Source organism: Bizionia sp. M204 (assembly GCF_023205095.1).
Classification (GTDB): Bacteria; Bacteroidota; Bacteroidia; order Flavobacteriales; family Flavobacteriaceae; genus Algorimicrobium; species Algorimicrobium hallyeonense.
Genome location: NZ_CP046242.1, coordinates 2,360,360 through 2,374,663 on the forward strand (window position 1 = coordinate 2,360,360; position 14,304 = coordinate 2,374,663).

Below are 14,304 nucleotides of genomic sequence, written 5' to 3' on the forward strand. Positions count from 1 at the left end.
TAACACTAACAGGAGTTTTGTAAAAATTAAAATAAACGATGAAATTAGCATGTTTAACGATTTATCCATCAATTAATCATGGTTTACACTCAAAATCAATACCTTGAAATACTTTTTCGCAATAATTAAATCGAATTTAAAACAATGCTAATCACAAGATTATACAGCCCTTTTTTGTTCACCATATTTTGCCTAAGCTTTTTACAGTTTAATTATGGGTTTTCACAAACTTGGACTGAAAAAAACGAAAGTGAAAATTATGTAGCGCGGCATGAATTCGGTTTTGTTCAAGCTGGCGATAAATTTGTCATGTTTGGTGGACGAGAATCATCACAAAGACTGGATGTTTATGATTATACCACGAATACATGGGAACAAGGTGGCATAGCTCCAGAATCATTTAACCACTTTCAAGCCATCAGTTTCGAAGGGCTTATTTGGGTAATTGGCGCCTTTAAAACAAATGTTCCAAATCCTGAAGAAAGTGCTGATTATATTTACATGTATAATCCTGCCACAGAACAATGGATTCAAGGTATGGAAATCCCTGAATCACGTAAGCGCGGAGCGGCAGGATTGGCCGTTTACAACAATAAATTTTATGTTGTAGGTGGTAATAATAATGGACATAGCGGTGGTTATGTTTCGTATTTTGATGAATTTAATCCTACCACAGGCGTTTGGACTCCATTAACTAATGCACCACATGAGCGCGATCATTTTCAAGCTGCAGTTTTTGCCAATAAACTCTATGCCATTGGGGGCCGATTAACTGGTGGTCCAGGTGGATTATTTGAACCACAAGTGCCCGAAGTAGATGTGTATGATTTTAGCACCGCGGAATGGACAACATTAAATAGCAGTCACAATTTACCCAATCCCCGAGCAGGTTTGGGTGTTATAATTTACAATAATGAAATATATACCCTTGGTGGCGAAACTACATTTAACAGACCCAATAATGGTCAGGTTTCCATAGTTGAATCCTTTAATCCACCAACAAATACATGGACAACACGAAGTAGTTTAAACTACCCTAGACATGGGTTTCAACCTATTGTTTCCGGTAATACTTTATATGTTGCAGGCGGTTCATCAGGAGGTGTAATTATCCGAAATATGGAATATTTGGGCCCTGATGACGCTTCAGGGACGGCAAATGTTAATAGCACATTTGCAGCAGATGAAACAACCAAAACATTTGAATATGGTCTAGACTATGGCTCGGTAACTATTGATATGGAATTAAGTAATACAGGCGGAACAACAGGCACCTATATTGATACTATTTCCATTACAGGAACAGATTATATTTTGGCTAGCACGTATACCAATCAGCTACTTGGTGCTAACGCTAGTATTAATATTCAGGCAGTTCTAACCAATACCACGCAAAACATAAGAAATGGTACGGTAACGGTAACCTATAATAACAATAGCACGTTAACTATTGAACTTGAAGGCACTTTAAACCCAACTTTATCCATGGACACATTAAACGAAACAAATGAAAATCTAGTAGTCCACCCGTCACCTACAAAAAATACGTTTTCAATTAATCATGCAGTTACAGAATTGAAGTTATATGATGTTTCCGGGAAACTTATCAAAGAATTTTCTGGAGTATTTGAAGCCAAACAAAACTTCAGTGTTTCGGAATTGTCAGCTGGAATGTATATTGTAAAAGCACGTAATAGTTTTCAGGCAAAATTCACGGGTAGATTGATTAAAAATTAACCTCTTTTATGAATGATATTTTCCGCTATTAAATAATTACAGTTTCAACTTAAAAAGAATCAATTTTTATTTTTTGTAATTATTTTAGTCTTGTTTTAATTTATTTAAATACATTTGTCTCGAAATTAAAAACAACAATGAGAAATTTTTCTATTATTCCTTCAATTCGTATTGCAAATGTGATTATCACATCTGCAGAGGGAACGCTATAGAATATTTATAACATATTTAGAAAGCCTCCCGATAAATCAGGAGGCTTTTTTTTTGGTGTAAAATGACAACACAAACAAACATTATTATTATCAGCATTATTATTCGCTTCACAGGGTGAGTCAGGCTGGTAGTATCCAATTTTAAGCCTTTCTCATACACTTGAGAAAGGCTTTTTTATTTTTATTAAATCAACATATGAAAACAGTTACTAACATTATTATTATCAGCATTATTATTATTTACTCTATCGAGTGAGTCAGGCTGGTATTGCACCATTTCAAGCCTTTCTCATTTATTTGGGAAAGGCTTTTTTTATTCAATTAAAGTCAAACTTAAAACAAACCAATATGTATTACAACAACGACACGCTAATCTACTTAAACGGGAAATTTGTTAAAGCCAATGAAGCTTCCACAGATTTGTACAGTCAAACACTTCACTACGGATACGGTGTTTTTGAAGGGATTCGCGCTTATGCAACCGAAAATGGGACAAGCGTTTTCAAAGTCAAAGAACATTACGAACGCTTGAAAAAATCGGCAGAGCTTATTCAAATTCCATTTCATTATGATGTTCAAGAATTAGTAGACGCAACTTACATGCTGTTAAAGAAAAATAATTTATCTGATGCTTATGTTCGTCCTTTGGTTTTCTGCGATCCCAACATGTCATTGACAGGCCCAAACAATGTTTCCATCATGATTTGCGCTTGGGAATGGGGCGCTTATTTAGGCGACAAACAATTGCGTTTAACGGTTTCCTCTTTTTGCCGACCTCATCCCCGTTCAATCAAAATTGAAGCAAAAGTGTGCGGACATTATGTGAATTCGATTCTTGCTACAAATGAAGCCAAAGATAAAGGCTATGACGAAGCCTTGCTTTTGGATAGCGATGGTTTCTTGGCAGAAGGTCCGGGCGCTAATTTATTCTTCGAAAAAGATGGCGCTTTATTCACGCCGCAATTAGGAAATATTCTTCCCGGAATTACGCGCGCAACAGTGTTAGAATTAGCCGAAGAACACGGAATCGAAGTTAAACAAGGACTTTTTGAACCTAAAGAATTATTCGCAGCAGATAGCGCTTTTTATTGTGGAACAGCCGCTGAAGTCATTGGAATTGCATCGGTTGATGAAACTGTATTTCCAAAAGCATGGAAAGATTCATTGGGGAAGAAATTACAAGATACTTATTCGAAAAAGGTGAGAGAAAATTCAACAACAGCAACAACATTCAGCACAACGTTATCATGAAAGCTTTAAATACATACAGTAAAACCATCACACAAAACGAATCTCAACCTGCCGCACAAGCTATGCTTTACGGAATTGGGTTAACGGAAGAAGACATGCAGAAGGCGCAAGTCGGGATTGTGAGCACGGGTTACGAAGGAAATACCTGCAATATGCATTTAAACGACTTGGCGAAAGAAGTTAAAACAGGTGTTCAAAACGAAGACCTTGTGGGATTAATTTTCAACACAATTGGCGTAAGTGATGGGATTTCCAACGGAACAGATGGCATGCGATTTTCATTGGTTTCCCGTGATGTCATTGCTGATTCAATCGAAACGGTGGTCAGCGCACAATGGTACGACGCCGTTTTAGCCGTGGTGGGTTGCGATAAAAATATGCCTGGCTCTATCATAGCGATGGGCAGATTAAATCGTCCGGCCATCATGATTTACGGTGGAAGCATTCATTCAGGAAAATGGAAAGGCGAAGCTTTGAACATCGTTTCGGCTTTTGAAGCCTTGGGCAAGAAATTTAACAACACCATAAGTCCTGAAGATTTCAAAGGCGTTATTAAAAATGCATGTCCAGGCGCTGGTGCTTGTGGCGGAATGTACACTGCAAATACGATGGCCTCGGCAATTGAAGCTTTGGGAATGAGCTTGCCTTACAGTTCTTCGAATCCTGCTTTGAGCGCTGAGAAAAATCAAGAATGTTTAGCTGCCGGAAAAGCTATTCGTGTTTTGCTCGAAAATGACATCAAACCCAAAGATATCATGACCAAAAAGGCATTTGAAAACGCAATTACCATGGTCACTGTTATGGGTGGTTCTACCAATGCTGTCTTGCATTTAATCGCGATGGCACATTCCGTAAATCTCGAATTAATGTTAGAAGATTTCCAAAAAATCAGCGATAAAGTTCCTGTTTTGGCAGATTTAAAACCAAGTGGAAAATACTTAATGGAAGATTTACATGCTGTTGGTGGAGTTCCTGCAGTGATGAAATATTTACTCGCCAACAACTTGCTTCATGGAGATTGTTTAACCGTGACAGGAAAAACTGTCGCAGAAAACATGGCCGAAATTCCAGATTTAACCGCAGGACAACATGTGTTTCTTCAATTGGAATCTCCTTTAAAATCGACTGGACATTTACAAATCCTTTTTGGGAATTTGGCACCCAAAGGGAGTGTTGCTAAAATCAGCGGAAACGAAGGAGAATATTTTGAAGGTTCAGCAAAAGTTTACAACGATGAATACGCAGCAATTGACGGCATAAAAAGCGGTGAAGTAAAATCGGGAGATGTGGTGGTGATTCGCTACTGTGGTCCAAAAGGAGGACCTGGTATGCCGGAAATGTTAAAACCAACTTCGGCAATTATGGGTGCTGGACTGGGGAAAAACGTGGCGTTAATTACCGACGGCAGATTCTCTGGTGGAACACACGGATTTGTGGTGGGACATATCACACCCGAAGCTCATGACGGTGGGACACTTGCATTAGTTGAAAATGGCGACAAAATCATCATTGACACAAAAAATAATACCATTCAGTTAAACGTAAACCATCAAGAACTAGCCAAACGAAAGTCGGAATGGAACCCACCAAAACTCAAAGCCACAAAAGGTGTCTTATATAAATATGCAAAATGTGTGTCGTGCGCCTCAACAGGTTGCGTAACTGACAAATAATTCTAAAAAAAAAAAAACAGAAATGAACTCAATAAAAATGACAGGAGCTAAAGCTGTAGTCGAGTCTTTAGTAACCGAACAAGTTGATACAATATTCGGGTATCCCGGAGGAGCCATTATGCCCATATATGATGCCTTGTATGACTATGAAGAATCCGTAAATCATATTTTAGTCCGTCACGAGCAAGGCGCCATTCATGCCGCGCAAGGTTATGCTAGAACATCAGGGAAAACAGGTGTGGTATTCGCAACTTCTGGACCAGGCGCAACCAATTTAATTACTGGCTTAGCAGATGCTATGATTGATTCCACGCCCTTGGTATGTATCACAGGCCAAGTATCATCCCATCTTTTGGGCACCGATGCTTTTCAGGAAACGGATGTGGTGGGAATCTCCATGCCCATAACCAAGTGGAACTGTCAAGTTACCAGAGCAGACGATATTTCTGCCGCTGTTGCAAAAGCATTTTACATTGCACAATCTGGACGTCCAGGCCCTGTACTGATTGATATTACCAAGGATGCGCAATTTGGCCAAACCAATTTCAAATATGAGACATGTACGAATATCCGAAGTTATTATCCTAGGCCAAAGTTGCGCAAATCGGTTGCAGAAGCCGCAGCGAAATTAATTAATGCCGCAAAAAAACCGTACTTACTAATTGGACAGGGAATTATGCTATCTCATGCAGAGAAGGCATTAGTGGAGTTTGTTGAAAAGTTAGGAATTCCAGTAGCATCAACCCTTTTAGGATTAGGCGCATTTCCCAATAATCACCCACTTTATGCCGGATATTTAGGCATGCACGGTGATTATGCCGCAAACATAAAAACAAATGAGTGCGATGTCCTAATCGCCATCGGTATGCGCTTCGACGATAGAGTTACTGGCGATGTTTCTAGGTATGCCAGACAGGCAAAAATTATTCATGTAGACATTGATGCTTCGGAATTAAATAAAATTATAAAAGCAGATGTTCCAATTCATGCGGATGCCAAAGAAGCCTTAAAAGTATTAACAGCATTGGTTCATAAAAAAGTCCATAGCTCTTGGTTTCAGGAATTTAAAGACGCTAAACAAGTTGAAATAGACACATTGCAAGAAAGTGCCAACGAATTACATTCCGAAGAATTGAAAATGGATGAGGTCATCAAAATGCTTTCAGAAATCACCAACGGAGAAGCAGTTGTCGTTACCGATGTGGGTCAACACCAAATGATGACAGCGCGCTATTATAAATACAACAAAACAAAAAGCAACATTACATCAGGAGGTTTGGGAACCATGGGATTTGCGCTACCGGCTGCTATTGGAGCAAAATTTGGTGCGCCAGATAAACCGGTAATAGCCATTATTGGAGATGGAGGCTTTCAAATGACGCTACAAGAATTGGGGACCATTTTGCAAAGTGATGTAGATATAAAAATCATCATTTTAAATAACCGATTTCTTGGGATGGTACGTCAATGGCAACAGTTATTTTTTGAGAAACGCTATTCATTTACAAATATGATCAGCCCTGATTTTATAGCCCTTTCTAAAGCGTATAGTATTGAAGCCTCCAAAATTGAAACTAGAAAAGACTTAAAAGAAAATCTATTAAAAATGCTAAATCACAACGGATCTTACTTGTTAGAAGTCATGGTCGCTAAAGAGGAAAATGTATTTCCAATGATGACAACCGGAGCCTCTGTATCAGAAGTTCGTTTAAACTAAAAAAAATGAAAAAAACATATACAGTATCCGTCTTTACAGAAAACAGCATCGGGATGATGAATCGGGTAACAATTATTTTCACGCGTCGCCACCTCAATATCGATAGTATTACAGCTTCCGAATCGGAAGTAAAGGGAGTGTTTCGATATACCATTGTTTTAAGAACAACAAAAGAGCAAGTAGAAAAAGTTATCGGACAGCTTGAAAAACTAATAGATGTTTTTAAAGCATTCGCACATGAAGATTCTGAAGTCGTACATCAAGAAATCGCATTGTATAAAATAAAAACAGGCACTTTAACTAATGGTGATGTGGAAAAAGTAATTCGGGAACATCATGCAAGAATACTTACGGTAGACCCAAAATTTATGGTCATAGAAAAAACAGGACATGTAAGAGAAACGCAATTGCTGTTCGAAAACTTACAACCTTATGGTGTACTTGAATTTGCACGTTCTGGACGTGTAGCAGTAACAAAACCCATGAAAGAATTTAGCACCTATTTAAAAGAGTTAGAAGAATTAAATCACAAATTATAAACAATAAATAAAAAGAATTATGGCAACAATAAATTTTGGAGGCGTACAAGAAAACGTTGTAAAACGTAACGAATTTCCACTTAAAAAAGCACAAGACGTATTAAAAGGTGAAACCGTAGCCGTTATCGGTTATGGTGTTCAAGGTCCAGGGCAAGCACTCAACTTAAAAGATAATGGTATCAACGTGATTGTTGGACAACGAAAAGGAACAACGAGCTGGAAAAAGGCACGAGCTGATGGTTGGGAAGAAGGCAAAACACTTTTCGAATTAGATGAGGCCTGCAAAAAAGCAACTATCGTCATGAATTTACTTTCAGATGCCGGGCAAATACAAGCTTGGGAAGGCATGAAAAAACACTTAACCAAAGGAAAAGCACTCTATTTTTCCCATGGATTTGGCGTGACATTTCATAATAAAACAGGCATTGTTCCGCCTTCGGATATCGATGTTGTTTTGGTGGCCCCAAAAGGTTCAGGCACATCACTTAGAAGTTTATTTTTAAGTGGGCAAGGATTGAATTCCAGCTATGCCGTGTTCCAAGACGGTACTGGAAACGCCCAAGAACGCGCCTTGGCATTAGGTATTGCCATTGGTTCAGGATATTTGTTTGAAACCACTTTTCAAAAAGAAGTTTATAGCGACCTCACAGGAGAACGCGGTGTTTTAATGGGTGCTATTGCAGGCATTTTTGAAGCACAGTTTAACGTACTTCGCCAACGTGGGCATTCACCAAGTGAGGCTTTTAATGAAACTGTAGAAGAATTTACGCAAAGTTTAATGCCGCTTATTGCCGAAAATGGTATGGATTGGATGTTTGCCAATTGTTCAACAACTGCACAACGCGGCGCATTAGATTGGAAGGGTAAATTTCGCGAAGCTACTGAACCTATATTGAATAAATTGTACGACAATGTCGTTTCTGGCAAAGAAGCTGAAATAGTGATTGAAGCCAATAGCAAACCGGATTACCGTATAAAATTAAAAGAAGAATTAACTGCGATGAAAAACAGCGAACTGTGGCAAACAGGATTAGAAGTACGTAAATTAAGACCCACTAAGTAATGGAGTTATTAGATAAAGTATATCAAGCCAAAGAGCGCATAAAAGGTATTGCTATGCATACGCCACTAATGAAAAACGAAAACTTGAGCGAAGAATTTTCTGCCCAAATTTATTTAAAACGCGAGGATTTACAGCCTGTGCGCTCTTACAAATTAAGAGGTGCTTACAATAAAATAATGTCACTTTCAAACCAAGATAAAGCCAAAGTTATTGTTTGCGCTAGTGCCGGAAACCATGCGCAAGGCGTTGCTTATGCTTGTTATAAATTAAACATTCAAGCAACCATATTTATGCCTGTCACAACCCCTCTTCAAAAAACAAAACAAGTTAAACTCTTTGGTAAGAATAAGGTTGAAGTGGTTTTATTAGGTGATACATTTGACGCAGCATTTGAGGAAGCTAACCGTTTTTGTCAAGAAATTGACGCTATTTTAATTCATCCTTTTAATGATGAACAAGTAATGGCAGGCCAAGGAACAACCGCTTTAGAGATTTTGGAAGACCACCACACACCTATTGACTATTTGTTTGTACCAATAGGCGGTGGCGGTTTAGCAGCAGGAGTCAGTTCGGTTTTTAAAAAATTAAGTCCAAACACAAAAATTATTGGGGTGGAGCCAGCTGGTGCACCATCCATGTCAATTTCCATCAAAAAAGGTGTAAATACAACATTAAAAAAGATTGACAAATTTGTAGATGGCGCTTCTGTAAAACGTGTAGGAGATAAAACATTTGAAATCTGTAAAGATAATTTGGAAGATATTATCCTTGTCCCAGAAGGGAAGATATGTACAACTATTTTACGTTTGTATAACGAAGAAGCAATTGTGGCCGAGCCAGCAGGCGCATTAACTATTGCTGCTCTCGACTTTTATAAGGAAAAAATAAAAGGAAAACATGTAGTATGCGTTGTTAGTGGCGGCAATAATGACATTTCCCGAACTGAAGAAATAAAAGAGCGATCCTTACTATATGAAGGCTTGAAGCATTATTTTCTTGTCCAGTTTCCACAAAGACCAGGTGCATTAAAAGAATTTGTTAATGATATTTTAGGCCCAAATGATGACATTACCTATTTTCAATTTTCAAAAAAGACGAATCGAGAAAGTGGTCCGGCAGTGGTTGGAATTGAATTAAAAAACCAAGGAGATTTTCAAAAAATAGAAGACCAATTAAAACACAGAAAATTTAATTATCAATACTTAAATGACAATGCAGATTTGTTTACTGCCTTAATTTCATAACAACCACACAAGCTATTTTGCGGAAGTAAAATGAAAAAGTCCAACCCGAGAATGAATGCCAATTTCACTCCTGCTAATAATGGTTAAAGCTATTTGTAAAGTAGCTTAAAAATTGTAACTTGAATGACTTGACAAAACCTTATAAAAACCAAAAAAATGGCGGATAAAAAACCAAAACTCACAAGGCAGACTGGAGCACCAGTTGGAGATAATCAAAACGTGCAAACCGCAGGACCAAGAGGCCCCATGTTGATGCAAGATGCATGGTTTCTTGAAAAAATGGCAAACTTTGATCGCGAAGTCATTCCAGAAAGAAGAATGCACGCCAAAGGTTCAGGTGCGTTTGGAACTTTTACAGTCACTCATGACATTTCCAAATATACCAAAGCAAAAATTTTTAGTGAAGTTGGTAAAAAGACGGATATGTTTACCAGATTTTCTACGGTTGCAGGAGAAAGAGGTGCGGCCGATGCCGAAAGAGATATTAGAGGGTTTGCTTTAAAGTTTTATACCGAAGAAGGTATTTGGGACTTGGTAGGAAACAATACACCAGTATTTTTCTTTCGCGACCCAATGAAATTTCCAGATTTAAATCGTGCTGTAAAACGCGATCCTAAAACCAATCTAAGGAGTGCCAATAATAATTGGGATTTTTGGACATTATTACCAGAAGCTTTACATCAAGTTACTATAGTAATGAGTGATCGTGGTATTCCAACAGGTTACAGACATATGCACGGTTTTGGTAGTCACACATACAGCCTGATCAACAAAGATAATGTTAGACATTGGGTGAAATTTCACTTTGTAACGCAACAAGGTATTGAAAATCTATCTAATGAAGAAGCTGCTAAAGTTGTTGGTATGGATAGAGAATCATCGCAAGTTGATTTGTTTGATGCTATAGAAAGAAAGGATTTCCCAAAATGGAAAATGTTTATCCAAGTAATGACAGAAGCCGAAGCCAAAACATACCGTTTCCATCCTTTCGATTTAACCAAAGTATGGTCTAAAAAAGACTTCCCATTGATTCCTGTGGGAGAATTTGAATTAAATAGAAATCCAGAAAATTATTTTCAAGATGTAGAGCAAGCCGCTTTCAACCCGACTAATATTGTTCCAGGTATTGGATTCTCTCCAGACAAAATGCTTCAAGGAAGACTATTCTCTTATGGCGATGCGCAACGTTATAGATTAGGCGTAAATCATTATCAAATTCCAGTAAATAAACCAACGTGTCCTTACCATTCTAACCATAGAGACGGAACCATGCGAGTAGATGGAAACCACGGAGGCACTTTACACTATAACCCTAACAGTTACGGTGAATGGCAAGAACAACCAGAATTTAAAGAACCACCTTTAGAGTTAAATGGTGACGCTTATGCACACAATTTTAGAGACGATGATGAAGATTATTATACACAACCTGGTAATTTATTTCGCATTATTAAAGCGGCTGGAAAAGACGGTTTACTCTTTAAAAATACTGCAGCTGAAGTAGGTGGCGCCGAGAAATTTATTCAAATTCGCCATATTAGAAACTGTTTTAAGGCAGATCCGGAATACGGAGAAGGTGTAGCTAAAGCATTAGGTTTATCTATGGATGAGGTGAATAATTTTGATATGACACCTTATAATAAATGGGCTCCCAAACCAGATAACAATCCAATATCTAAATGTCCAAGATAATAGTTTGTAAAAATTTTAATTGAATTCATGTTAGAAGAAAATAAAAAAATGAAACTTGCTGAAGCGCTTTTATTAAGAGCTGATTTAATGAAGAAAATAGAGCAGCTTCAAAATAGAATTAGACCTGTTTTAATCGTTTCCGATGATAAGCTTCCCCAAGAAGATCCTATCAAATTATTGGCGCAATTACGAAAAGCCATAAACGACTTGGAAGCGATAATAATTCGGATTAATAAAACCAATAATGATACGGTTGTGGAAGGTGAAGGCATTTTAATGGAAGCACTAGCCAAACGTGATTCTTTAAAAATGCTTTCTGAAAAGTTAAGAAATATTAGAAATGCGGCACAAATAAATAATAGCGGCGACTCTAATCTTAAAGCAACTATTGATATTAAAAAACTACAAGTTGAAATGGATCAAACAGGACGATCTTTTAGAGAAATTGACAGTAAAATTCAAGAAATTAATTGGCTTACAGAATTAAAAAATTAAAATTTAGCCTTCGGGCGGAATGATCGGAGCGAGTGCCAGCCCTTTTTTGTGGTAGGTTTTCGGGGCAAATTGAAAACTTTACCAACCAGAGCTGCTTGGGTTGTGGCAAACATGTACAAGTTAGGACCCATTATTGCTTACAAATTACAAGCGTATTGATTAAAATTTACTACCAGGTACTGACCAATCATTCTTTTTTATTTGAAGCTATAGATTAACAAATTAAGATGAAATAAATTTAATATTCATAAAAAGCAACGTGTTAAAAAGCCCTAACTTATAGTGCAAACATATTAAATTAGTAAACTCTTATAATAAGATTTTCATGACTAAAAATTTATTCTATTCGGTATTTGGAATACTTTTTTTAATAAGTACACCATTATATGCCCAGAGTTTTTTAGAAGACATTTTAAAAGAACCTATCCGAAAAGCAATTACTGGAAGTGCAGACATACGCATTCAAGAAATGACTAGTAATAATACGGAATTAGATATGGAAATAGCCAAAGGAAAAAGACTACCGTCACTTTCATTTTTGGGTGGCTATGGCTTTTTGTACTCACAATTAAGCCTACAATTTCCCACTCAATATTTACCCATAAGCGGAACACCCTTTTTGGAGGACCCATTAGCCTCTAGTTTTCAAACGCATGTTTTAATGGGAGGTTTATCTACCCGACAAATAATTTTTGCAGGAAATCAAATTAACAGCGGCATTAAAGCATTAGAGGAAAAGCAAAAAGCCGAACGGTTTTTAGCCGAAGCTGGAAAGGAAGAAATTGCCAAAGAGGTCATCCAAACCTTTGATCAATTAATGCTATTAAATGCTGTGGATAAACTCATTGAAGATTCTGAAAAACGATTGGATACAGAGCATAAAAAAGTTCTAAAAGCCATTGATAACGGCTTGGCAATTCCTTATGATCGTGATAAAATAAAATTAGCCGTTTTAGAGCTAGAAGAAAAAAAGCTGGAAGCTATAGGCAATAGAAATGTTTTGCTTGCCAAACTAGCATATCTCACCCGAATACCGGCAAATGAACTAAAAACTATTACTTACAACTTACAGGCTTTCTTAATAGATACAGATGCGTTAGATGTCGATAATCGCGCAGAATTAAAAGCTTTGGAAGCGGGAAAAAAGGCTAAAGAATTTGCTTATAACAAAGAAAAAGGCACTTATTTCCCCACCATATTTGCTTTTGGAAACCTAACATATTTGAATGCTTTTGACACGCGCTTAAAGCTTAAAGACGTTCCACTTGCAGGTAATGTAACTTTAGACACGGAAAACATAACTCTAGAACCAGCCGCAGCAGTTGGCGTTGGAATGAAATGGGATTTATTTAAAGGCGGAGAAAATAGTAAAAGTGCACAGAAGGCTGAAATTGAAGTTGAAATCATTGACACCAAATTAAAAGATACACGAGAGAAATTTGAATTGCTGTTGTTTAAAAATAAATCTGACTTTAAAACAGCCGAACAAAAAGTTATAGTGGCAAAACAGCGTGTACAAATAGCTGAAAACAACTTACAATTGGCAACCAAGCAATACAACGCCGGTCTTGTGGATTTAACGGAGCGTTTGGCTTCCGAAAATGATTTTTATAAAGTAAACTTGAATTATTACAACCAAATTCTAAATCAGCGACACGCAACATTAGAACTCTTAATAGCGACAGGTGAGTTATTAGGCAAAATTTATAACGGTTATGAAAATTAAAAATGTTTTACTCCTACTTGTTATAGTAGTTTCATTTTCTTGTTCAGATAAGAAAATAGACCCAGCTTTTATGGGGAAAATTGAAAGGGAACAAATTTCTGTAGTTACTAAAATACCAGGAACCGTGGAATCACTATTGGTATCAAAGGGTGATTTCGTTAAAAAAGGAGACACTCTGGCTATTTTAGATATTCCAGAAGTAGATGCCAAAAAGCAGCAAGCGGAAGGTGTTTTAAAATCTGCAGAAGCGCAATACCAAATGACCATTAAGGGCGCAACTGATGGGCAACTAAAACAATTACAGAACAAAGTTTACGGATTAAAAGAGCAATTTGAATTTGCCAATAAATCCAAAGACAGACTTAATAAAATGTTGCAAGATAGTCTAATACCGCAACAACAGTTTGATGAAGTTTACGCGAAATATCAAGGTGCCAAAAATCAATATGACGCTGCAAAAACAGAATTGGAAGAAGCAAAAAATGGTGCTCGGACCGAACAGCAAAGCATGGCTTTGGGGCAGCAACTACAAGCCTCGGGAGCTATTCTAGAAGTTGGCGCCGCTGAACGCGAAAAGTATGTAATAGCACCTCAAGATATGTCCATTGAAACCATCAATTTAAAAATTGGCGAGCTTGCTTTACCAGGGTATCCAATTATAAGTGGCTATATTAATCAATCCGTTTATTTTCGTTTTACCATTTCAGAAAGCAAATTAGGCGAAATTAAACGGGGAGAAAACGTTAAAATAGAAGTTCTTTATAAGGATTCCGAAATTATTAATGGCCAGATAACTCTCGTTAAAGCTTTAAGTTCTTATGCCAATATAGCAACAGCTTATCCCGACTTTGACATGCAACAAACCTTATTTGAGGTAGAAGTAAAACCTACAAATCCAGAAAAGGTTAAAGATTTGATTACAAAAGCTTCGGTTTCTTTAAAGTTTAATAAATAA

General features: G+C 37.2%; 11 protein-coding genes. All 11 read left to right on the forward strand.

Annotation, left to right across the window (positions count from 1 at the left end; all coding sequences use genetic code 11):
* The first annotated feature begins 144 nt into the window (after positions 1–144).
* The 11 genes from GMA17_RS10940 to GMA17_RS10990 all read left to right on the forward strand — a co-directional run bounded on the left by GMA17_RS10940 (position 145) and on the right by GMA17_RS10990 (position 14,304).
* Positions 145–1,737 carry a T9SS type A sorting domain-containing protein gene (locus GMA17_RS10940; RefSeq protein ID WP_248396026.1) on the forward strand — a complete coding sequence of 531 codons (1,593 nt, stop codon included), beginning with the start codon at positions 145–147 and terminating at the stop codon, positions 1,735–1,737.
* 560 nt (positions 1,738–2,297) lie between these two features.
* The gene (locus tag GMA17_RS10945) at positions 2,298–3,200 is read left to right on the forward strand and encodes a branched-chain amino acid transaminase (RefSeq protein ID WP_248396029.1); all 903 of its coding nucleotides are present in this window, start codon (positions 2,298–2,300) and stop codon (positions 3,198–3,200) included.
* The gene (gene ilvD / locus GMA17_RS10950) at positions 3,197–4,873 is read left to right on the forward strand and encodes a dihydroxy-acid dehydratase (protein ID WP_248400648.1); all 1,677 of its coding nucleotides are present in this window, start codon (positions 3,197–3,199) and stop codon (positions 4,871–4,873) included. Before GMA17_RS10945 ends, ilvD begins: the two co-directional genes overlap by 4 nt.
* Positions 4,874–4,895: 22 nt before the next feature.
* Positions 4,896–6,590: a biosynthetic-type acetolactate synthase large subunit gene (ilvB, locus tag GMA17_RS10955; protein ID WP_248396031.1), complete on the forward strand. Its 1,695-nt coding sequence runs from the start codon at positions 4,896–4,898 to the stop codon at positions 6,588–6,590.
* Between the two features lie 5 nt (positions 6,591–6,595).
* Positions 6,596–7,129: an acetolactate synthase small subunit gene (gene ilvN, locus GMA17_RS10960; RefSeq protein ID WP_248396033.1), complete on the forward strand. Its 534-nt coding sequence runs from the start codon at positions 6,596–6,598 to the stop codon at positions 7,127–7,129.
* Positions 7,130–7,148: 19 nt separating this feature from the next.
* Positions 7,149–8,192 carry a ketol-acid reductoisomerase gene (gene ilvC, locus GMA17_RS10965; RefSeq protein WP_248396035.1) on the forward strand — a complete coding sequence of 348 codons (1,044 nt, stop codon included), beginning with the start codon at positions 7,149–7,151 and terminating at the stop codon, positions 8,190–8,192.
* Positions 8,192–9,436 carry a threonine ammonia-lyase IlvA gene (gene ilvA, locus GMA17_RS10970; RefSeq protein ID WP_248396037.1) on the forward strand — a complete coding sequence of 415 codons (1,245 nt, stop codon included), beginning with the start codon at positions 8,192–8,194 and terminating at the stop codon, positions 9,434–9,436. The genes ilvC and ilvA overlap by 1 nt, the downstream gene beginning before the upstream one ends.
* Before the next feature lie 156 nt (positions 9,437–9,592).
* A complete protein-coding gene (locus GMA17_RS10975) occupies positions 9,593–11,128 on the forward strand; it encodes a catalase (RefSeq protein WP_248396040.1) in 1,536 nt (511 codons plus the stop codon).
* Between the two features lie 48 nt (positions 11,129–11,176).
* Positions 11,177–11,623, forward strand: a complete 447-nt coding sequence (locus tag GMA17_RS10980; RefSeq protein ID WP_248396042.1) for a DIP1984 family protein — start codon at positions 11,177–11,179, stop codon at positions 11,621–11,623.
* A 325-nt stretch (positions 11,624–11,948) separates the two neighbouring features.
* Positions 11,949–13,349: a TolC family protein gene (locus GMA17_RS10985; protein WP_248396044.1), complete on the forward strand. Its 1,401-nt coding sequence runs from the start codon at positions 11,949–11,951 to the stop codon at positions 13,347–13,349.
* The gene (locus tag GMA17_RS10990; RefSeq protein ID WP_248396046.1) at positions 13,339–14,304 is read left to right on the forward strand and encodes an HlyD family secretion protein; all 966 of its coding nucleotides are present in this window, start codon (positions 13,339–13,341) and stop codon (positions 14,302–14,304) included. Before GMA17_RS10985 ends, GMA17_RS10990 begins: the two co-directional genes overlap by 11 nt.